The sequence below is a fragment of the Minwuia thermotolerans genome, assembly GCF_002924445.1.
Lineage (GTDB): Bacteria > Pseudomonadota > Alphaproteobacteria > Minwuiales > Minwuiaceae > Minwuia > Minwuia thermotolerans.
In genome coordinates this window covers 186,071-206,986 of record NZ_PIGG01000010.1, presented here as the reverse complement: position 1 = coordinate 206,986, position 20,916 = coordinate 186,071, and the positions used below count along the sequence as shown (strand labels likewise).

Here is a 20,916-nt window from a genome sequence, read left to right as displayed (position 1 = left end):
GTCAGCCGTCCGCCGGCGTGCTGGCGGGCCACCTTGTCGGGGCCGCCCATGCCGCCGGTCATCTCCTCGCGGAGATGGAGTTCGTCGAGTTCCGGCGTCCAGTCCTTCGGCGCCGGCTTGTTGTCGGGGTTCGTCGTGTCAGGCATGTCCACCACGCAGCAGGTTTCCAGGAAGGGGACCGTTGGGGTCCACGGCGTCGGCATTGTCCTGCCGGATTACGGTGCCGTTGACAATCACCGCGTCGATGCCGTCGGCTTCCGAGATCAGCCGGTCTGCGCCGGCCGGAAAATCCCAGACACGCTGGACGGGTCCGCAGCCGACGGTCTCGGGATCGAAGATCACGATGTCCGCGGGCCGGCCCTCGGCCAGTGTGCCCCGGTCGGTGATGCCGAAGACCTCCGCCGGTCGGCTGGTCAGCATCCGCACGGCCTCCTCGATGGAGAAGACCTTCTTCTCCCGCACCCAGCGGCCGAGCAGATGCGTCGGCAGGCAGGCGTCGCAGAGCTGGCTGGCGTGCGCCCCGGCGTCGGAGAGGCCGATCACCGTGTTGCCGTCCTTCAACAGCGGCTCCACTTCGTCCTCGAAATGGTTCGCCACCGGCATGCGGAAGCGCGCCTCCAGATCGGTCGACAGGGAGATGTCGAGCATGAAATCCGTCGGATGCTTGCCGGCCTGGGCGGCGGCATCCGCCAGGGTCATCTCCGCCAGTTCGGGATGGCCCGGGACGTCGGCGATGATGGTCATGTCGAAGCTGCGCTGGAAGCCGGGACGGATATTGCCCGACAGCTTGTGGCGGAACGCGTCGCGGAAGTCCGCGTCGGCGTAGAGGCGCTTCTTCTCCTCGAAGCTGGCGCCGCGCACCGGCTTGAAGACCGAGACGGGCTCGAAGATGAAGGGCGCCTTCATCTGGATCTCGAACATCAGCGCCCGCGGCGTGACCTGGGGCACGATGTCGAGGCCCTGGTTCTTCAGCTCCCGGGTGCGCTCGAGATGCTCTTCCGCGGTGCCGTCGGCGAGTTGCGTACCCGCCAGCATGGCGGTCCAGGTCACGGGGCGGCCCGTCTGGCGCGCAATCCGCTCGAATTCCGGGATGAACAGCTCGCGGCCGATGGTGGCCTGCAGGATGCCCTTGTCCTTCTCGCCCAGCACGCCGGCCAGCGTCTCGATCTCCTGCATGGAGGCGAGGCGGCTCGGCACGGGCCGTCCGGCGTAGCCCGTATGGGTCACGGCCTTGGAGGTGGCGAAGCCGATGGCGCCGGCGTCCATCGCCTCCTCGACGAGGCGTTTCATTTCAGCCAGCTCGTCGGCGTTGGCCTCGCGCTCCGTCGCTTCCTCGCCCATGACGTAGAGCCGGAGCGGCGTGTGGCCGCAGAAGACGCTGATGTTGATCGCGGTGCCCAGCTTCTCCAGCGCGTCGAGATACTCCGGGAAGCTCTCGAAGCCCCAGTCGCCCAGGCCGCTCGTCAGTGCGGCCACACTCATGCCCTCGACGTTCTCCAGCGTGCGCATGATCAGGTCGCGGTGCTCGCGCCGCGTCGGCGCAACAGCGAAGCCGCAATTGCCCATCACGGCCGTGGTGACGCCGTGCCAGGGCGAGATCGACAGCATCCGGTCCCAGACGACCTGCGCGTCGTAATGGGTGTGGATGTCGACGAAGCCCGGCGCGACGACATGGCCCTTCGCGTCGATGGTGCGCTCGGCGTCCCCGTCCACCTTGCCCATGGCGACGATCCGGCCGTCCTTGACGCCGATATCGCCCTTCCAGCCCTTCGCGCCGGTGCCGTCGACGATGGTTCCGTTGGTGATCTTGAGATCGAGCATCTTCCGCCTCCTACTGGATCGGCAGGTCGTAGAGTTCCCGCACATTGTCGCGCAGGATGCGTTGCTTTTCGTGATCGGACAGATTGACGGTCTGCTCTGCCAGGATCTCCTGCGACCAGGGCCAGGTGGCGTCCGAATGGGGGAAATCGTTGGCCCACATCAGGCGGTCCACGTTCAGCAGATCCTTCATCTGGAAGGCCGACCAGTCGTCCTGAAACGTCAGGTAGATGTGCTCCAGGAAATACTCGGACGGCAGGCGCTGCAGCTCGTCGCACTTCATCCAGTAACGGTGGCGCTTGTAGGCGTGGTCGGCGCGGTACATCCAGTGGGGCGCCCAGCCGGCGTCGGCCTCGACGCAGACGATCTTCAGGTCCGGATGCCGGTCGAAGACGCCGCCGAAGATGAAGGTGCCCAGGATGTCCTGATTGCCGCGGATGATCGACTGGAAGGAGTTGATCCGCGGCCCCCGCGTGCGGCCGGCGGCGGCGTTGCTCGACGTCAGGATGTGGAACGACAGCGGCATCTTCAGGTCGACCGCGGCTTCGTAGAATGGATCGTAGATGGGGTCGTCATAGTCGGCGACCGCCGGCTCGCCCGGCATCATGATGCCGCGGAAGCCGCGCGCCTTCAGGTCCATCAGGTCGGCGATACCTTCGTCTACCGTGCGCATCGCGATCTGGGGCATGCCGAACAGCCGGCCGGGGGCGAAGTCGCAATACTCCTGCAGCCAGATGTTGTAGGCGTCGAAGCAGGCCTTCTTGTAGTCGAAGTCTGGATGATTGCAGAGCATCATGCCGACCGAAGGATAGATGATTTCGCCAAAGATTCCGTCGCGATCCTGGTCGGCCAGCCGCGCCTTGGGATCGTAGCCGCCCGGATGCAGGTCGCCGTAGTTCTGGGTGTTGAAGTTGAGATCCTTCGGATCCCGCCCCGCGGCGGCCACGAGCCCCATCGGGATCGGCTTGTCGAAGCCGGGAATGACGAAGACCTCGCCGAACTTCGGGTCCTTGACGATATGCGGCGCCTTCTCACGCCAGGCCTTGTCGATGCGCGCGGAATAGCAGTCCGGCGGCTCGGTGATGTGAGAATCGGCGGAAATCGGCGTGATGCTCATGGCGCAGTCCTCCCCTTGGATCGCATATTCTTGTTTTGGAGCATCCTAGGGGCCGCGTGGGGAGGTGTCAGCACGCTTTGGCACATGCCGCCCCGTCCGCTGACGCAGGGGGGTCGGCGCAGCGTCAGGCGACTGCGGCGCGGGCGACGTGATCGGGGATGCGGACGACGACAGTGGTGCCTTCGCCGAGGGTGCTGTCGATCTCCAGGCTGCCGCCATGCAGTTCGGCGAAGCGGCGCGCCAGCGGCAGACCGAGCCCGGTGCCTTCGTATTTTCGGCCCAGCGAACTGTCGATCTGACGGAAGGCGGTCAGCGCCCCGGGGATGTCTTCGGGCTTCATGCCGATGCCGGTGTCGGCCACCGAAATCTCTGTCAGGCCGCCGCGGCGAACGGCGCTGATCCGGATCGAACCGTCGTCGGGCGTGAACTTGGCGGCGTTGGAGATCAGGTTGATCAGTATCTGTTTCAGCTTCTGGGCGTCGGCGATGATCTCGGTGGCGTCCGGATTGATCAGCACCGCCAGTTCGGTCTTCATGCTGCGCGGACAGGCGATCCTGACGCTGGCGTCGATGATGTCGCGGACCATGACCGCCTGGGGGTAGAGCTCCAGCCGGCCCGCCTCCGCCTTGGACAGATCCAGGATATTGTTGATCAGCGTCAGCAGGTGGCGGCCGGATTCCAGAATGTCGCCGGCGTATTCGCGGTAGCGGACGCTTCCCAGGGGGCCGAAGCTTTCGGACTGCATCACCTCGGAGAAGCCGATGACGGCGTTCAGCGGCGTGCGCAGTTCATGGCTCATCGCGGCGAGGAACTCGGATTTGGCGCGGTTGGCCGCCTCCGCCTCGTTGCGGGCCGCAGAAAGGTTCTCCGCCAGGTTGGAGAGCGTCTCCTTCTGCTGCAGCAGTTCCGTCTGAACCGTCTCGAGCTGATCGATCTTCGCCGCCAGCTCGGCCTCGTGCGCCTTGTCCTCGGATATGTCGGTGAATACCAGAACCGTCCCGTCGTCGGCGCTGCGGTTGGCGCTGATGCGGAACCAGCGGTTGTTCGAGGACAGGAATTCGCGGCGCATGTGGGCGCTGTCGATCTCCGCCATCACCGAGGCGGTCGCAGTCTTCGGCGACATTTCAGGCACCCTGAGCTGGCGCGTGCGCAGCAGTTCGGTGATCAGGCCGGTCAGCGTGCCGCCCGAACGCAGTAGGTGCCCGGCCGCCGCGAAGTCGTTGGCCAGCTTGCGGTTGCACATGACGAAGTCGCCATTGGCGCTGTAGATCGCCAGGCCTTCCGATGCGCTCTCGATGGCGTCGCGCAGCGTCCGCCGCGCTTCCTCGGCGGTCGCTTCGGCGTGGTATTCCTTGGTGACGTCCGCGGCGACGCCCTGGAAGCCCAGAAAGCGGCCTTCGTCATCGATGTTGGGCCGTCCCGCGAAGCGTATCCAGAGCTGGCCATGGGGTCCGGCGAGCCGCAGCGGAATGATGATGTCGGAGAACGAATCCTGCTCCTGCATGTGCTTGAGCAGGGCCCGGATATCCACCGGCGCCGCGCGGACGTCGGCGATTTCGATCAGGCGGCGCTCCACCAGCTTGCCCACGGGCAGGCGGGTCAGCTTCTCGAAGCGGTCGGAGACGAAGGTGAAGCGGTGCTCGTGGTCCGTTTCCCATATCCAGTCGGAAGCGACGTCGGCGAGTTCCGAGAACTTGCGCTCGCTCGCCTGCACGTCCTTCTCGCGGGCGCGGTCGGCGCTGATGTCGTGCGCCAGGAGCAGCGTCGGCCCCAGCGCGGTGCGCGTCTGAGCCAGTCGCAGGACCAGCCCGCCGGGACCCTTCAGCACCACGCGCGCCGTTCCGCCGGCCGCGAAGCGCGCTGGCGCATCCGGTTCGGTCGAGGGCTTTTCGCTCTCCAGCAGGAAGGGCGCGGCGGCGAGATTGCCGGCCAGCCAAGTCCGGTGGTCGACGCCCGGCAGATCGGCCAGCGCGCCGCCGGCCGGGGCGAGGGCCTGCCCCGAGGGACCGTAGACGGCGACGCCGTCGCAGAGCTGCCGGAGTTCCGCGAAGATGCGGCCGGCGAACTGTCGTCGACGGTACTCGGTGACGATCAGGTTGCCGACAAAGCCAGCCATTCCGCCGGCGGCGACCGCCAGAAAGATCACCATCTGCCGGGCCGCCGCGCCGCCAAAGACCAGCACGAGAACCGTGGTCACGGCGGCGACGGAACAGGCCAGCAGCAGCAGGGAAGCCAGGTGAAGCACGCCGCCCGACGGTGGCGAAGGCCACTCGGCGCCGTTACTGACGTACTTCTCTGAGCCTGGCTGAGACATGTCATGTCCAGCCTAGGTCCACTTCAGTAAACGTAGCCTTAAGCGGATACTGCCGCGCCCGCGGGCCGCCGGATCAGAGCGGAGAGCGGTTCGCCTGCTCCGCGTCATAGGCCGCCAGCGCGGCAATCGAGACCAGATCGGACACGGTCGATCCGATCGGGACCACCTGGACGGGCTGGGAAAGACCGATCAGCAGCGGCCCGACAGTGGTGGCGTCGCCCAGCGACTGCAGCAGCTTCCAGGCGATGTTGGCGGATTGCAGACCCGGCATGATCAGGACATTCGCAGGCCCCGAGAGGCGGCAGAACGGGTAGAGCTCCATCAGTTCCGGATTGAGCGCCACGTCGACCGACATCTCGCCGTCGAACTCGAAATCGAGGTCGCGGGTTTCCAGCAGCGACACCGCCTCGTTGATCCTTTCGGAAGCCTGGTGCGGCGCGTTGCCGAATGTCGAGAAGGCGATCATCGCCACCCGTGGCTCGTGCCCCAGCCGGCGCGCGAAATCGGCCGCCTGGCTGGCGATGTCGGCCAGTTCCACGGAGCTCGGCAATTCATGTACCGAAGTATCGGCGATGAAGACCGTACGCCCGCGCGCCAGCATGATCGACAGCCCGAAGACGCGCGCCCTCGGCTTGGGATCGATCACGCGGCGGACGTCGTCATAGGCCACCGAGAAGCGCCGCGTGACGCCGGTCACCATGGCGTCGGCGTCGCCATGGGCGACCATGCAGGCGCCGAAGATGTTGCGGTCGGTATTCACCATCCGCTGGCAGTCGCGGTAGAGCAGGCCGCGGCGCTGCCAGCGCTTGTAGAGATAGTCGTAGTAGATGTCGCGGCGGTCGTAGTCGCGGGCGCTGACAATGGTCAGCTCCTCCGGGTCGTGGCCCATGGTCTTCAGGCTCGCCTTCACGCGCTCCGGGTAGCCGATCAGGATCGGTTCGCCATAGCCCTCCTGCTTGAAGGCGAGCGCGGCGCGGATCACCTTCTCCTCCTCGCCCTCGGCGAAGACCACCCGCTTGGGCGCCGCGCGCACCTGGTTGAGAATCATCTGCAGGATGCCCGTCGTCGGATCCAGGCGCGCCTTCAGTTCGTGGGTGTACTGCTCCATGTCCACGATCGGGGTTCGGGCCACGCCGCTGGCCATCGCCGCCTCGGCCACCGCCGGGGGGATGGCGCTGATCAGGCGCGGGTCGAAGGGCGTGGGGATGATGTATTCGGGACCGAACTGAAGCTGCGTGCCGCGATAGGCGCGGGCGACCTCGTCGGGGACGTCCTCCCGGGCGAGATCGGCCAGCGCCTCGGCGGCGGCGATCTTCATCTGCTCGTTGATGGTCCGGGCGCGGACATCCAGCGCGCCGCGGAAGATGTAGGGGAAGCCCAGGACGTTGTTCACCTGGTTCGGATAGTCGGACCGGCCGGTGGCGATGATCGCGTCATCGCGGATTTCCTGGATATCCTCGGGCGTGATCTCGGGATCCGGGTTGGCCATGGCGAAGATGATCGGCTTGGCGGCCATGGAAGCGACCATCTTCTTGGTCACCGCGCCGGCGACGGACAGGCCGAAGAAGACGTCCGCGCCTTCCATCGCGTCTTCCAGAGTGCGGGCGTCGGTATCGGCGGCATGCGCCGACTTCCATTGGTTCATGCCGTCTTCGCGGCCCTTGTAGATGACGCCCTTGCTGTCGCACATGATGGCGTTGTCATGGCCGATGCCCATGGCCTTCACAAGTTCGATGCAGGCGATCGAGGCGGCGCCGGCGCCGTTCACCACCATCTTGCAGTCGGACAGCTGGCGGCCGGTCAGTTCACAGGCGTTTATCAGGCCCGCGGCGGCGATGATCGCCGTGCCGTGCTGATCGTCGTGGAAGACCGGGATGTCCAGGATCTCGCGCAGGCGCTGCTCGATGATGAAGCACTCCGGCGCCTTGATGTCCTCCAGATTGATGCCGCCATAGGTCGGCGCGATGACGCGGACCGTGTTGATGATCTCGTCGACGTCGGTGGAATCGAGTTCCACGTCGATGCCGTCGACGTCGGCGAAGCGCTTGAACAGCACCGCCTTGCCTTCCATCACCGGCTTGGCGCCCAGCGGGCCCAGGTCGCCGAGGCCCAGCACGGCGGTGCCGTTGGAGATCACGGCCACCAGATTGCCCTTGGCGGTGTAGTCGTAGGCCATGTCGGGATTGGCGTGAATCACGCGGCAGGGCTCGGCGACGCCGGGGCTGTAAGCCAGGGACAGGTCGCGCTGCGTCGCCACCGGCTTGGTGGCCACCACCTCGATCTTGCCGGGGCGGCCGGTGGTGTGAAACAGCAGCGCCTCCTGATTGAGGCTCTTGTTGCGTTCGTCGCTCATGTTCGGACCTTGCGGAACTGGGATTTCGTCTTGAGGCAGGGGCATCGAGAATAGACACGTGCCCCCGCCGGCGGGAAGGTGATTTCTGTCGCGGCGTTGGCGACGGTCAATCCGCGGCCTGGGAACCGGCCTGCTCGACGGCCTCGGGGAAGACCAGCCGGAAGGTCGAACCCTGTCCCGGCGCGCTTTCGAGCTCGATCCGCCCGCCCTGCTGCTCGATCATGGTCTTGACCAGCGCCAGCCCCAGGCCGCTCCCGGTCTTCCGCCGGGTGAAGTCATTGTCGACCTGGCTGAAGGGATCGAAGATGCGTTCGCGGTCATCCTCTGCGATGCCAATGCCGGTGTCGCGCACGCTGACGCACGGGTGGCCTGCGCGCATTTCCGGAATCAGGCGGACCTCGCCGCACGGGGGCGTGAACTTCAGGGCATTGGAGATCAGATTGAGCAGCATCTGGCGCAGGGTCTGGTCGTCGGTCAGGGCAATGACCGGGGCGCCGCCCGGTTCGGCCGACAACGCAACCCCGGCCGAGGCGGCCTGCTCGCGCATGATGCGGCAGACCTCGGCGATCTTCTCTCCCAGGTCGATCGCTTCGGGATAGAAGTCGCGGTTGCCGCGCTCCAGCCGCGCCAGTTCCAGCAGGTCGTTGACCAGTTCCAGCAGGTGCCGCCCGCTCAGGTTGATGTCCAGGGCGTACTGGCGCAGCCGTTCGCCGTCCAGTCCGTCGACCCCTTCAGCCTTGAGCACGTCCGAGAAGCCGATGATGGCGTTCAGCGGCGTGCGCAGTTCATGGGTCATGTTCGCCAGCATCGCCGACTTGGAGCGGCTGGCCGCCTCGGCGGCGCTGCGCTGCTCGGCCGCCTCCCAGGCCAGTTCCGCCAGTTCCTGCTGCTGCGCCTGGGCCAGCCGCTCACGCTCCAGCGTCACGCCAACCAGCAGGTGGATGATGAAGGTCGTCGGAAATCCGGTCACGACCGGCAGCACGATCGGCATCACGATCGCGATCGGGTAGCTCAGATAGTCGATCCCGAGGATCTCGTAGCAGATCAGGCTGACGACGACGGAGACGATGGTGAAGCCGGCGGTGGTCAGCACGGCGCTTCGCAGCACACCGTGGCTTTCCACCAACTGGCGCTGGAACCGGATGATCGGATTGCGGTCCGCATCCAGCAGATACGATCTCCCGGGGGACCCTCTCATGTCGTTCTCAGGGCAGTGCCAGCAACTCGACCGCACGGTCCAGCGTCACCGGCGCGTCGTCGAGCAGCGCCGCGGCGGCGGCCTGCCCGAAATCGCCGCTCTCCGGCGCCAGCGGATCCTCGGGCAGCAGCCGCTTCTCGATCACCAGCCGCGACAGCAGCATGCGGCGGGCATCGTCGCCGCGCCCGCCCAGCGTCGCGCCCTCCCAGGCCATCAGCGCCGCCGTGGTGGCGTGATAGAGTGCGCTCGCCACCTTGCGCGCCTGGGTCTCGTCGCCGCGGTGTGCGACTTCCTCGGCCATCGCCGTGGCGCGATCGAGGCAGTCCCCGGCCTGCTCGCGAAGCGAGGGCGGCAGGGCGTTGGAGGCCTTGAGCCGCGCGGCCAGGTCGTCGGCCAGCCTCCGGTGTGCACCGACCTTCGCAACGGCGCGGTTGAGCACGTCCAGGCCGTTGATGTTGCTGGTGCCTTCCCACAGCAGGCCGATCTGGGCGTCGCGGATCAGCCGCGCGTTGACGAAGTCCTCAATGTAGCCATTGCCGCCGCGGATCTCCATGGAGCCGGTCGCGACCGTCGGATTGTCGCGGCAGGCGCGGAACTTGAACAGGCCGGTGAGGATACGCAGCCGCGTCGCCGCCTCCGCATCGTCGGCCTGCGCCGCGCCCATCGCCTCGGCGGTATAGGCGTACATGCTGAGCGCCTGCTCCGTCGGCACCAGGAGCTTCATCAGCTGCCGCTGCGCCAGCGGCATGTCGGCGACGGCCCGGCCGAAGGCGATGCGGCTGCGCGCCGCCGCCAGAGCTTCGTTCCAGCAGCGCCGCATCATCGCCGCGGCCCGCACACCGTGCGACAGGCGCGACAGGTTGACCTGCTCCATCATCTGCTTGAGGCCGCTGTTGACGTCGCCCAGCGCGAACGCCTCGGCACCCTCGATCAGTATCTCGCCGGAGGCCATTGAACTGGTACCCAGCTTGTCCTTCAGGCGCACGATCCGATAGCTGTTGCGTTCGCCGTTGGGCCGGATCTTCGGCATCAGGAACAGACCCAGGCCTTTCGTGCCCGCTTCCCGGCCCTCGGGCCGCGCCAGCAGCAGGGCCACGTCGGCATGGGGGTTGGAGCAGAACCATTTCTCGCCGTAGAGCCGCCATCCGCCATCCTCCCGCCGCGCCACCGTCTCGACCTGGCCGACGTCGGAGCCGCCCGGCTTCTCGGTCATGAACTGGGACGCCTTGATCAGCGTCGACAGATCCTGAGTGAGCATGCGCTTGACGTAGGTCTCCTGAATGAAGTCGTCGCCATAGCGGCGCATCATGTAGAGACCGGTGTCCGACAGGCTTATCGGACACATCAGGCCGAATTCCGCCTGTACGAACAGATAGGTGAAGGCGTACTTGGCGATCGGCGGCACCTTGTCGGGCCAGCCGAGCACGCCGGGCATGTGGCTCATGGCGTGCAGGCCGAAACGGCCCAGCGCGATCTCCTCCATCTCCCGGTAGGCGGGATGATGCTCGATCCACTCCTGGTCGCGGCCGAAGCGGTCGCGCGGATGAAGGACGGGCGGATGCTTGTCGGCGATGTCGGCCAGTTCGTCCAGCCTCCCGCCCGCCAGCTCGCCGAGGTTCCGCCAGTGCGGCCACATGTGGTTGCGCAGCTCTTCCGGGCAGTAGAGGGTCAGCAGCGACCGGAGCGAGGCGTCGATTTCGAAGAAGTTGGCGCCGCGGACGTCGTCGGCCAGATTGCCGATCGCGCCGCGCCTCTGCATATGGCCGAATGCGGCCGGGGCCGAGGTATTGGAGGATTGTATGTTCATGGCCGACAGCATCGCCCCCGGCGGGCGACAGATCAAGCGTGCGGCATCGCCGGCGGCCGCAATTCCACGGTCGCGCGTCGGGTCCGTGAAGGGGTTATAGTCGAGGCCATGAAACGGGCTGTGCGGGCGAGATGACCGAGGCTGCCGAAAAGGTGGACGCGCGCCGCCTGGGCCGGTTGCGCGCGTGGATACTGGGACTCAGACCGGGCCGCGCGGGCGTGTTCACCCTGGCCGCCCTGGCCCTGATTGCTGGTGCGGCGACCTATGCCGCCTTGTTCGGCTCGCCGGAGCCGCCTTCCAGCCTCCGCGATATCCCGGCCGGGGTGGTCGTCTTCGACATCGTCGTGCTGTTGCTGCTGGTCGTCGCGATCGTGGGACGGGTCGCCCGCATCTGGATCGCCCACCGCGACGGCCGCGCCGGGGCGGGGCTGCACATGCGTCTCGGCGCCCTGTTCGCCGCCGCCGCAGTAATCCCCGCGCTGCTGGTCGCCGGTTTCTCCACACTGTTCTTCGACCTCAGGATCGAGGGCTGGTTCAGCGACCGCGCCCAGAAGGCGGTTTCGGAATCGGTCGCAGTCGCCCGGTCGCTGATTCAGGAACACCGCGCCACGATCCGCGCCGACGTCCTGGCGATGGCGCAGGATCTGAACCGCGTCGCCCCCGAAGTGCAGGACGACACAGCCCTGCTGACCCGTCTGCTGATCACTCAGGCCGGCGCCCGCGGCCTCAGCGAGGCCATCGTCTTCGACCGCTCTGGCCAGGTCCTGGCGCAGACCAGCCTGGCCTCCGACAGTCTCGCGGAGCAGATCCCGATCTCGGCCATCGAGGCCGCCGACGATGGCGCGGTCGTCGCGCTGCCCGCGGACGAGCCGGTGGGCGGGAGTATCGACCTGACGGCCAACGACAAGGCCGGCGCGCTGGTTCAGCTGACCGGCTTTCTGGGCACCTATCGCGCCTATCTCTACGTCGCCCGCTTCGTCGAGCCGCGCGTCGCCGAACAGGTGGAGCGGGCGCAGCAGGCCGCCACCGATTACGAGCGGCTGGCCGCGCAACGGTTCAGTTTCGAGCTGACGTTCGTGCTCCTGTTCGGCGTCGTCACCGTGCTGCTGATGCTGGCCGCGGTATGGCTGGCGCTGAACTTCTCGACCCGCCTCTCCACCCGGCTGGGCGACATTGTCGGCGCGGCCGAGAAGCTGCGCGAGGGGGACATGCAGGCCCGCGTCGTCACTTCCGACGAGGACGACGAGATCAACATGCTGGGCCGGACCTTCAACCGGATGGCGCGGCAGCTCGAGAGCCAGCAGGCGGCCCTGGTGCAGGCCAACCGGACGCTGGACGAACGCCGGCGGTTCATGGAAACGGTGCTGTCCGGCGTCACCGCGGGTGTGATCGGCACCGATCACAACGGCGTCGTCGACCTGCCCAACCGGTCCGCCCTGCGGCTGCTGTCGCTGAAGCAGGACGATCTGGTGGGGCATCCGCTGGAATCGGCGGTGCCCGAGATGGCGGATCTGCTCGCGGCCGCGCGCGAGCGCCCGCACCGCCTGGCGGAGGGGGAGATCACCATCATCCGGGACGGCAACGCCAAGACCTTCTTCGTCCGCGTGGGTGCGGAGCGCCGCGAGCGGGAGGTTCTGGGCTATGTCGTCACTTTCGATGACATCACCGATCTGGTCGCCGCCCAGCGCATGGCCGTCTGGGCCGATGTCGCGCGGCGCATCGCCCACGAGATCCGCAATCCGCTGACGCCGATCCAGCTTTCGGCCGAGCGGCTGAAGCGCAAGTACCTGAAGCAGATCGAGACCGACCGGGAAATCTTCTTGCAGTGCACCGACACCATTGTGCGCCAGGTCGGCGACATCGGCCGCATGATCGACGAATTTTCCGCCTTCGCCCGCATGCCTGCGCCGGTGATGCGGCCGGAGCCGGTCGCCGACCTGGTGCGGCAGGCGGTATTCGCCGTCGAAGTCGCGAACCCGTCGGTCGAGTTCCGCATGGATCTGGAGGCCGGCCTGCCGCCGCTGCCCTGCGACCGCCGCCAGGTCGCCCAGGTGCTGACGAATGTGCTGCTCAATGCAGTGCAGGCGATCGAAGCGCGCGAGACGTGCGACGAATTGGGCGTCGTGGAAGTGAAGCTTTCCTGCAACAGTGACGGTGTGGTGATCACAGTCACGGATAACGGCATCGGGCTGCCGGTTTCGGAGCGGGACCGCTTGACGGAGCCTTACATGACCACGAGAGATAAGGGCACGGGTCTGGGCCTCGCGATCGTGCGGAAGATCATGGAAGATCATTCCGGCTCCCTGCATCTGGGCGATCGGGCAACCGGCCCTGGCGCCGCGGTGACGCTTGTCTTCCCGCTGGCCGACCAGGGTGAGGAACGGCTCCGTGCCGACGGAGACAGCGGTTAGGAAAGCAATGGCCCTTGACGTCCTGATCGTCGACGACGAAGCCGATATCCGGATGCTGGTCGCCGGCATCCTGTCCGATGAAGGATACGAGACCCGGGTCGCCGGTACTGCCGACGAGGCGCTGGAGGCGGTCGGCGACCGCGCTCCGGCGCTGATCGTTCTGGACGTGTGGCTGCAGGGAAGCCGCCTTGACGGGCTGGAACTGCTCGACATGATGCAGGAACGCGCGCCCGACGTGCCGATCGTGATGATCAGCGGCCACGGCAACATCGAGACCGCCGTCGCCGCCATCCAGCGCGGCGCTTATGATTTCATCGAGAAGCCGTTCCAGACCGACCGCCTCGTGCTGATTGCCGAACGGGCGCTGGAGGCCTCGCGGCTCCGGCGGGAGAACGCGGAGCTGCGGGTCCGCGCCGGCGGCGATGCGGCTCTTATCGGCGCCTCCCAGCCGCTGAGCGCCCTGCGGGCGGCCATCGAGAAGGTGGCGCCCACCAACAGCCGGGTGATGATCAGCGGGCCTTCGGGCTCCGGCAAGGAGGTGGTGGCTCGCCAGATCCACGCTCTGTCGAAGCGTGCCGGCGGGCCCTTCGTGGTGGTCAACGCGGCCATGATCGAACCCGAGCGCATGGAACTGGAGCTGTTCGGCGAAGAGGCCCCGGCCGGGGGCCAGGTGCGTTCGCGCAAGATCGGCCTGCTGGAACAGGCCCACGGCGGCACGCTGTTCCTGGACGAGGTCTCCGACATGCCGGAGCAGACGCAAAACAAGATCCTGCGCGTCCTGCTCGATCAGACCTTCGAGCGCGTCGGCGGCGGCCGGCCGGTGCGTGTTGACGTGCGGGTCCTGTCGTCCAGCAGCCGCGACCTGCAGGTGGAAGCCGATGACGGCCGCTTCCGCCGCGACCTGTTCCATCGCCTCAATGTGGTGCCGATCCAGACCCCGCCGCTACGCCTGATGCGGGAGGATATCCCGGCCATGGCGCGCTATTTCGTGCAGCGCAGCGCCGACAGCGCCGGGCTGACGCCGCGCACCATCGACGAGGCCGCGATGGCGGCGCTGCAGGCCTATGACTGGCCGGGCAATGCGCGCCAGCTCCGCAATGTCGTCGAACAGCTGCTCATCATGGCGCCGGGCGAGGCGCGCGCGCCGATCACCGTCGAGATGCTGCCGGTCGAGATCACCAACCCGGCGGCGGCGACGCTCAGGCCGGAAACCAGCCAGGAGATCATGGCCATGCCGCTGAGAGAAGCGCGCGAGGTCTTCGAGCGCGAATACCTGCTGGCCCAGATCGAACGCTTCGGCGGCAACGTCACCAAGACCGCAGCCTTTGTCGGCATGGAACGGTCGGCCCTGCACCGCAAGCTGAAACTGCTGGGCGTGGGCGGGGAACGCGGCGCCCGCTGAACCGGCATTTAAGGGCTGTTCCGCACCCGCGTGAAACAGGCTAACGTCCGCGCCATGAAAGTGATCGTCTGCGGCGCGGGTCAGGTCGGCTCCAACATCGCCCGCCATCTGGCGGAAGAACAGAACGACGTGACCATCATCGACCAGTCGCCCGAACTGATCCGGAGGATCAGTGAGGCCTACGACGTGCGCGGCCTGGTGGGATTCGCCTCCCACCCGGACATGCTCGACCGCGCCGGCGCGGCGGACGCTGAGATGCTGATCGCCGTGACCTTCGCCGACGAGGTCAACATGGTCGCCTGCCAGGTGGCCCATTCGATCTTCAACGTGCCGACAAAGATCGCCCGCATCCGGGCGCAGAACTATCTCCGGCCGTCGTTCAGCCATCTGTTCACGCGCGAACACATGCCGATCGACGCCATCATCTCGCCAGAAGTGGAGGTGGCCCACGCGGTCAACCGCGCGCTGCACATGCCCGGCGCCTTCGACATGCTGCCGTTCGCGGACGACAGGGTGCGCATGATCGGCGTGCGCATCGAGGATGACTGCCCGATCGCCCATCAGCCGCTGCGGCAGCTCACGGAACTCTTCCCGAATCTCAACATCATCGTCACCGGCATCAACCGCGGCGAGAAGCTGTTCGTGCCGTCGCCGACCGACCAGATGCTGCCTGGCGACGACGTCTATTTCGTGGTCGACACCCAGCATGCGCGCCGCGCCATGCCGCTGTTCGGTCACGAGGAGCACGACGCCCACCGCATCGTCATCGTGGGCGGCGGCAATATCGGGCTGGTGCTGGGGCGCGATCTGGAGCAGGAGAAGGACCGGGTCAACCTGAAGGTGATCGAATCGGACCGCAGCCGGGCGGAGTTCGTGGCGGATCGCCTCGAAAGCGCTGTTGTGCTCTGCGGCGACGCCCTGGACGCCGAGCTCCTCGAAGAAGCCAACATTTCCAACGCCCACGCGATCGTGGCGCTGACGAACGACGACGAGACCAACATCCTGGTCTCACTGATGGCCAAGCAGCTCGGCTGCGAGAAGGCGATCGCCCTGGTCAACAACAAGGCCTACGAGGCGCTGGTCGGCTCGCTCGGCATCGACGTGGCCGTCAACCCGCGCGCCACCACCGTCTCGTCGATCCTGCAGCACGTCCGCCGTGGCCGGATCCGGCGTATTTACTCGATCCGCGACGGCGCCGCCGAGGTGATGGAGGCCGAGGCGCTGGAAACCTCGCTGCTGATCGGCAAGCCGCTGCGGGAAGTGGAGCTGCCGGCAGGCGTCATCGTCGGCGCGATCGTACGCGGCCCCCAGGTGCTCAAGCCGCGGGGCTCTATGGTGATCCAGCGCAAGGACCGGGTGATCCTGTTCGCGCTTCGCGAGAGCGTGAAGAAGCTGGAGAGCATGCTGTCTGCGGGCCTGCGGTTCTTCTGATGCCCGGGGCCTGAGCCATGGCGCTGACCGCGGTGCTGTCGGTTCTCGGCTGGTCGATGGTCATCTTCGCCCTGACCATGATCTTCCCGATCGGTATCGCCCTGTTCCATGGGGAGGTCGGCACCTGGCCGGTCTTTCTCACCACCATCCTGATCACGGGCATGTTCGGCGGCGCGCTGACCCTCGCCTCGCTCGGCGGCAGACAGCGCGCAGCGGGGCGGCGGGAAGCATTTCTGCTGGCCTGCCTCATCTGGACCGTGCTGCCCATGTTCGGCGCGATTCCCTTCGCCAACCTGGTTGGGCCGCTGGACGGCTATCTGGAGGCGATGTCGGGCCTGACCACGACGGGCTACAGCGTCTTCGCCACGCCGGAGCTGCTGCCGCGTTCGATGCTGTTCTGGCGCGCCGAACTGCAGTGGATCGGCGGTCTGGCGACGATAATGCTGGCGGTCGTGCTGCTGGGCCTGTTCGGTCTGGGCGGTCTGGCGGTCTACCGCAGCGCCATCCCCTCAGGCGATGCGAACACCCTGGTCGCGCGGCTGAAGGACACCCTGTCGGCGGTCTGGTGGGTCTACGTCATCATCACCCTGGCCTGCGCGGTCCTGCTGTGGGTTTCCGGCGTCCAGGCCTTTCATGCCGTCTGCTACGCCATGTCCACCGTCTCTACCGGCGGGTTCACCACCAGCACGAACGGCGTCGCAGGCCTGTCATCCTTCGCGCAGGGCGTCCTGGTCGTCTTCATGCTCGGCTCGGCGCTGAACTTCACCCTGCACTGGGCGGCGTTCCACGGCCGCTTCAGGGTCTACCGCGAGGATCCGGAGATCCGCGCCTTCGGACGGCTGTGCGGCATCTCCGCACTGATGGCGGGTCTCATCATCTGGGGCATGACGGAACTGGATCTCGCCAGCAGCCTTGGCCAGGCAATCTTCGCAGTGGCCGCGGTCGCCTCGACCACCGGCTTCTTCGGTCTGGAGACCGATCAGGGCATCATCACGGGCTCCTGGCCGACGCCGCTGTCGATCCTGTTGCTGATGATCATGATGGTGGGGGGCGCTGCAGGCTCGACCGCCGGCGGTTTCAAGCTGATGCGCTTCGCGCTGCTGATTCGCCAGGGCGGGGCGGAACTCACACGGCTGTCCTATCCCAATGCGGTCACCATCGTGACCTATGGCGGCTACTGGGTGGAGCCGCCGGTGCTGCGCGCCACATGGAACTTCCTGATGCTGTTCATGCTCTCGGTGGCCATCCTGGCGGTGGTGATCGATCTGGATGGCCATGACCTGGCGACGGCGCTGGCCCTGGCCGTCGGCGCGCTCAGCAACGCTGGCCCCGCCGCCACCTATGTCACTGTCGAAGCGGTGGCCATCGGCGAACTCGATCCGGTGTCGAAAATCGCTATCATTGCGGGCATGCTGGCCGGCCGGCTGGAACTGCTCGCGCTGCTCGGCCTGTTTTCCCCCTCGTTCTGGGGGCGCTGAAATCGATGGATTGCTGACTTGACCAGAATTGCCTTCGTCAACGGCCAGTACGTGCCGCACCAGTCCGCCGCCGTCCACGTGGAGGACCGGGGCTACCAGTTTTCCGACGGCGTCTACGAGGTCATCCCCATCGTCGACGGCCGGCAGATCGATGGCGTTGGCCATGTCGAGCGGCTGGCGCGCAGCCTTCGCGAACTGCGCATCGACCGGCCGATGTCCGATCGGGCGCTGAACCTGGTCATCGAGGAGGTGGTGCGCCGCAACCGCGTGCGCGACGGCTTCGTCTATATCCAGGTCACCCGCGGCGTCGCGGCGCGCGACCACGGTTTTCCCCGGGACGCCCAGCCAGCTGTCGTCATCTATGCCCGGCCCAAGGCCGCCGATGCCCGGCGCAAGGCCGCCGCCGAGGGCGTGGCCGTGATCACGGTGCCGGACCAGCGCTGGACCCGGCGGGACATCAAGACCGTGTCGCTGCTGCCGAATTGCCTGGCCAAGCAGTCCGCACGTGAGGCCGGCGCCTACGAGGCCTTCATGGTCGACGGTGACGGCATGATCACGGAAGGCAGTTCGACCAACGCCTGGATCGTCGACCAGTCGGGCCGCCTGGTTACCCGGCCGGCCTCCAGCGACATCCTGAACGGGATCACCCGGCTGGCGCTGATGAAGCTGGCCCGGGAAACGGATATCGAGATCGAGGAACGGCCCTTCTCCGTCGAGGAACTGAAGACCGCGCGGGAGGTCTTTCTCACCAGCGCCAGCGGCATGGCGCTGCCCGTGGTCCGCGTTGACGACCGCGAGATCGGCAACGGCCGTCCCGGCAGTGTGTCCTCGCGCGTGGTTGACATGTTCGAACGCTATGTGGCTGGATCGGACACGGAAGCGGCGGCTGGCATGACAGTAGCGTGACATCGCGTACCAATGTCGCGACCAGCGCGTTTCGACTTGCTCGGAAACGCGCCGCTCCCCAGATATCCAGTTGTGGGAGTAGAAAATCTGAATACATATCGGCTTCGTATCCGGGCCGAAGGCAAATCACCGTCGGCGCGTTTCTGCCGGCGCAAGAACAATAGGAACGACGCACATGGCAAGCGAACGTCCACAGAACGTGCAGGACGTCTTCCTCAACCACGTTCGAAAGAACAAGATTCCGCTGACCATCTTCCTGGTGAACGGCGTGAAGCTGCAAGGGATCATCACCTGGTTCGACAATTTCTGCGTCCTGCTGCGGCGCGACGCTCACGTGCAGCTGGTCTACAAGCACGCCATCTCGACGGTGATGCCGGCCCATCCGATCGACCTGTTCGAGGGTGTGCCGGGACAGCCGGACTGACCGCGCTCTCCGGCGGGCGCCGGCTATGAGCGCACCCGAAAATGCCGTCGGTGCGCGCACGATGCTGATCGTCCCCTGGACGCCTGCCGACGCGACGCGCGAATCCGAGGCGATGCTGGCGGAGGCCGTGGGCCTCTGCCGGGCCATAGGGCTCGATATCCGCCACAGCGAGACGATCCGCCTCGATCGGCCGAGACCGGCCACGCTGATCGGCGTCGGCAAGATCGAGGAACTGGCTGCTCTGGTTCAGGCCGAGGATCTGGAACTCGCCGTCTTCGACGCCGCGCTCAGCCCCACGCAGCAACGCAATCTGGAACGCGATCTGAAGGTCAAGGTGATCGACCGCACCGGCCTGATCCTCGAGATCTTCGGGGAGCGGGCGCGGACCCGGGAAGGCCGGCTGCAGGTGGAACTCGCGCATCTCCAGTACCAGCGCAGCCGCCTGGTGCGTTCATGGACCCATCTGGAGCGTCAGCGCGGCGGCGCGGGCTTCATGGGCGGTCCCGGCGAGCGGCAGATCGAGATCGACCGGCGCCTGATCGACGAACGCATCGTCCGCCTGAAGCAGGATCTGGAAAAGGTGCGCCGCACCCGCGAACTGCACCGCAAGCCGCGCCGTGCGGTGCCCTATCCGGTGGTCGCGCTGGTCGGCTACACCAATGCCGGCAAGTCGACGCTGTTCAACCGCCTGAGCGGCGCCGACGTGTTCGCCCGGGATCTGCTGTTCGCGACGCTCGATCCGACCATGCGCTCGGTCCAGCTCGCCGACGGCCGTCCGGTGATCCTCTCGGATACGGTGGGATTCGTGGCCGATCTGCCGACGCAGCTCGTCGCCGCCTTCCGGGCGACTCTGGAGGAAGTCACCGAGGCCGACCTGATCCTGCATGTGCGCGATGCCGCGCAACCCGATTCGGAAGCGCAGGCGGCCGACGTGCACGGCATCCTGAAGACGCTGGGCATCGAGGTCGCGGACAATCCGAATCTGATCGAAGTCTGGAACAAGGCGGATCTGCTCGGGCCCGACGAACGGGCGCATCTCCGCGCCGAGGCCGCGGCGCTGCCTCATCCTGGCGTGCTCATTTCCGCCGTGACGGGGGAGGGGATGGAAGACCTCGCCGCGGAGATCGCCCGGCGGATCGCCCGAGACAGGGTCGAGATCAGCGACGTGGTCGACGCAACCGACGGGCGGGCGCTGGCCTGGCTCTACAGTCATGGCGAAGTGGTCGCGCGGGAGGATGCGGACGACGGTGTTCACGTCACGGTGCGGCTGTCCCCGGCCGATGCCGGCCGCTGGGCCAAGGGCCGGCTGCCGCGTGCCGCCGAGTGAAGGCGCCTTCTGCTAGTGAAGGGTGACGACGGCGTCGCAGTGGTTCAGGGCCACGGGTTTTATCAGTTCGCCGCCGGCGATGCGGACGGAATGCAGCGGCCCCTCGATCTCCGCTTCCCAGAATTCCAGGAACTGCCGTATCCGCGGATAGTCGGGCGCGAGGTCCATGGTCTGCCAGACGAACGTCTGGAGCAGTCCAGGGTGATCGGGCATGTGATAGAGGATTTCGGCGGTGGTCAGCCGGTAACCGGCAAGCTGCATCTCCATGTTCGTCATGGGCAATCTCCTCGATTTCCGATGGCATCGATCTCCATGGTGAGACGAGTTCTCCCATAGAGGCAATAAAAACATCGTTAAATCAATGTGTTAGCAACAGTGTTTCGTGAGTGCTGCCGAGCTGGCGGTGCGGGCTCGATGAAAACTCCGGAATTTTGCGCCGGTCGAGTTGACAGAAGGCTGCGCGGTGGTTATCTCCCGCTCACCTGTCGGCTAGCACTCGAGTAGAGTGAGTGCTAACGGAGGGAATACCAGATAATCCTACCTATGGAGGGTACCAGATGGGCTTTCGGCCTTTGCACGATCGCGTGCTCGTCCGTCGCGTCGAGTCGGAGGAGAAGACCGCGGGCGGCATCATCATTCCCGAGAACGCCAAGGAGAAGCCGAGCGAGGGCGAAATCGTCGCCGCCGGTCCGGGCGCGCGCAACGACCGGGGCGAGACCGTCGCCATGGACGTCAAGGCGGGCGACCGGATCCTGTTCGGCAAGTGGTCGGGCACCGAGGTCAAGATCGATGGCGAGGATCTCCTGATCATGAAGGAATCCGACATCCTCGGCGTGATCGAAGGTTCTGCGCAGGCGAAGGCGGCCTGAGCACCGGGATCGCCCGATCCGTGAAATGAAGCGCAGGCCGGACCCGCTGCCGGCCGCGAGC

At 66.6% G+C, this 20,916-nt stretch carries 15 protein-coding genes; 8 read left to right on the top strand and 7 right to left on the bottom strand.

Annotated features, from left to right (window positions below; translation table 11 throughout):
- Positions 1-138: 138 nt before the first annotated feature.
- From CWC60_RS02100 to CWC60_RS02075, 6 genes are all read right to left on the bottom strand, one after another.
- Entirely contained in the window at positions 139-1,821 is a 1,683-nt protein-coding gene (locus tag CWC60_RS02100) for an N-acyl-D-amino-acid deacylase family protein (RefSeq protein WP_164516278.1), read from the bottom strand.
- A gap of 10 nt (positions 1,822-1,831) precedes the next feature.
- Positions 1,832-2,935, bottom strand: a complete 1,104-nt coding sequence (locus tag CWC60_RS02095) for an amidohydrolase family protein (protein WP_109792016.1) — start codon at positions 2,933-2,935, stop codon at positions 1,832-1,834.
- A gap of 124 nt (positions 2,936-3,059) precedes the next feature.
- On the bottom strand, positions 3,060-5,249 hold the full coding sequence (locus tag CWC60_RS02090) for a PAS domain-containing sensor histidine kinase (protein ID WP_109792392.1): 2,190 nt from the start codon (positions 5,247-5,249) through the stop codon (positions 3,060-3,062).
- A 73-nt stretch (positions 5,250-5,322) separates the two neighbouring features.
- Complete coding sequence (locus CWC60_RS24235) at positions 5,323-7,602, bottom strand: NADP-dependent malic enzyme (RefSeq protein ID WP_109792391.1); 2,280 nt, start codon at positions 7,600-7,602, stop codon at positions 5,323-5,325.
- A gap of 106 nt (positions 7,603-7,708) precedes the next feature.
- The gene (locus tag CWC60_RS02080; RefSeq protein WP_109796382.1) at positions 7,709-8,800 is read right to left on the bottom strand and encodes a sensor histidine kinase; all 1,092 of its coding nucleotides are present in this window, start codon (positions 8,798-8,800) and stop codon (positions 7,709-7,711) included.
- A gap of 7 nt (positions 8,801-8,807) precedes the next feature.
- Entirely contained in the window at positions 8,808-10,607 is a 1,800-nt protein-coding gene (locus CWC60_RS02075) for an acyl-CoA dehydrogenase family protein (protein WP_206419725.1), read from the bottom strand.
- A 131-nt stretch (positions 10,608-10,738) separates the two neighbouring features.
- On the opposite strand from CWC60_RS02075, the gene CWC60_RS02070 reads away from it, so the two are divergent.
- From CWC60_RS02070 to hflX, 7 genes are all read left to right on the top strand, one after another.
- On the top strand, positions 10,739-13,018 hold the full coding sequence (locus CWC60_RS02070) for a sensor histidine kinase NtrY-like (protein ID WP_109792389.1): 2,280 nt from the start codon (positions 10,739-10,741) through the stop codon (positions 13,016-13,018).
- Positions 13,019-13,025: 7 nt separating this feature from the next.
- Positions 13,026-14,420: a nitrogen assimilation response regulator NtrX gene (gene ntrX, locus CWC60_RS02065; RefSeq protein ID WP_109792388.1), complete on the top strand. Its 1,395-nt coding sequence runs from the start codon at positions 13,026-13,028 to the stop codon at positions 14,418-14,420.
- Positions 14,421-14,474: 54 nt separating this feature from the next.
- Positions 14,475-15,851: a Trk system potassium transporter TrkA gene (trkA, locus tag CWC60_RS02060; RefSeq protein WP_109792387.1), complete on the top strand. Its 1,377-nt coding sequence runs from the start codon at positions 14,475-14,477 to the stop codon at positions 15,849-15,851.
- Between the two features lie 17 nt (positions 15,852-15,868).
- Complete coding sequence (locus CWC60_RS02055) at positions 15,869-17,329, top strand: TrkH family potassium uptake protein (protein ID WP_109792386.1); 1,461 nt, start codon at positions 15,869-15,871, stop codon at positions 17,327-17,329.
- A gap of 18 nt (positions 17,330-17,347) precedes the next feature.
- Positions 17,348-18,235, top strand: coding sequence for a D-amino-acid transaminase (locus tag CWC60_RS02050; RefSeq protein WP_109792385.1), 888 nt, complete (start codon positions 17,348-17,350; stop codon positions 18,233-18,235).
- Between the two features lie 175 nt (positions 18,236-18,410).
- Entirely contained in the window at positions 18,411-18,659 is a 249-nt protein-coding gene (gene hfq / locus CWC60_RS02045; RefSeq protein WP_109792384.1) for an RNA chaperone Hfq, read from the top strand.
- A 25-nt stretch (positions 18,660-18,684) separates the two neighbouring features.
- Positions 18,685-19,986, top strand: a complete 1,302-nt coding sequence (gene hflX, locus CWC60_RS02040) for a GTPase HflX (RefSeq protein WP_109792383.1) — start codon at positions 18,685-18,687, stop codon at positions 19,984-19,986.
- 12 nt (positions 19,987-19,998) lie between these two features.
- Here the strand turns inward: hflX and CWC60_RS02035 are convergent, their stop codons facing one another.
- On the bottom strand, positions 19,999-20,262 hold the full coding sequence (locus CWC60_RS02035; protein ID WP_109792382.1) for an usg protein: 264 nt from the start codon (positions 20,260-20,262) through the stop codon (positions 19,999-20,001).
- Positions 20,263-20,543: 281 nt separating this feature from the next.
- On the opposite strand from CWC60_RS02035, the gene groES reads away from it, so the two are divergent.
- Complete coding sequence (gene groES, locus CWC60_RS02030) at positions 20,544-20,855, top strand: co-chaperone GroES (RefSeq protein WP_109792381.1); 312 nt, start codon at positions 20,544-20,546, stop codon at positions 20,853-20,855.
- Positions 20,856-20,916: the final 61 nt, after the last annotated feature.

What these genes read in the sequence shown, in the direction of transcription:
- CWC60_RS02035 (WP_109792382.1), bottom strand. Translation starts at nt 20,262, where the DNA reads ATGACGAACATGGAGATGCAGCTTGCCGGTTACCGGCTGACCACCGCC.
- CWC60_RS02055 (WP_109792386.1), top strand. Translation starts at nt 15,869, where the DNA reads ATGGCGCTGACCGCGGTGCTGTCGGTTCTCGGCTGGTCGATGGTCATC.
- CWC60_RS02100 (WP_164516278.1), bottom strand. Translation starts at nt 1,821, where the DNA reads ATGCTCGATCTCAAGATCACCAACGGAACCATCGTCGACGGCACCGGC.
- CWC60_RS02095 (WP_109792016.1), bottom strand. Translation starts at nt 2,935, where the DNA reads ATGAGCATCACGCCGATTTCCGCCGATTCTCACATCACCGAGCCGCCG.
- CWC60_RS02090 (WP_109792392.1), bottom strand. Translation starts at nt 5,249, where the DNA reads ATGTCTCAGCCAGGCTCAGAGAAGTACGTCAGTAACGGCGCCGAGTGG.
- CWC60_RS02070 (WP_109792389.1), top strand. Translation starts at nt 10,739, where the DNA reads ATGACCGAGGCTGCCGAAAAGGTGGACGCGCGCCGCCTGGGCCGGTTG.
- hflX (WP_109792383.1), top strand. Translation starts at nt 18,685, where the DNA reads ATGAGCGCACCCGAAAATGCCGTCGGTGCGCGCACGATGCTGATCGTC.
- CWC60_RS24235 (WP_109792391.1), bottom strand. Translation starts at nt 7,602, where the DNA reads ATGAGCGACGAACGCAACAAGAGCCTCAATCAGGAGGCGCTGCTGTTT.
- groES (WP_109792381.1), top strand. Translation starts at nt 20,544, where the DNA reads ATGGGCTTTCGGCCTTTGCACGATCGCGTGCTCGTCCGTCGCGTCGAG.
- trkA (WP_109792387.1), top strand. Translation starts at nt 14,475, where the DNA reads ATGAAAGTGATCGTCTGCGGCGCGGGTCAGGTCGGCTCCAACATCGCC.
- hfq (WP_109792384.1), top strand. Translation starts at nt 18,411, where the DNA reads ATGGCAAGCGAACGTCCACAGAACGTGCAGGACGTCTTCCTCAACCAC.
- CWC60_RS02075 (WP_206419725.1), bottom strand. Translation starts at nt 10,607, where the DNA reads ATGAACATACAATCCTCCAATACCTCGGCCCCGGCCGCATTCGGCCAT.
- CWC60_RS02080 (WP_109796382.1), bottom strand. Translation starts at nt 8,800, where the DNA reads ATGAGAGGGTCCCCCGGGAGATCGTATCTGCTGGATGCGGACCGCAAT.
- ntrX (WP_109792388.1), top strand. Translation starts at nt 13,026, where the DNA reads ATGGCCCTTGACGTCCTGATCGTCGACGACGAAGCCGATATCCGGATG.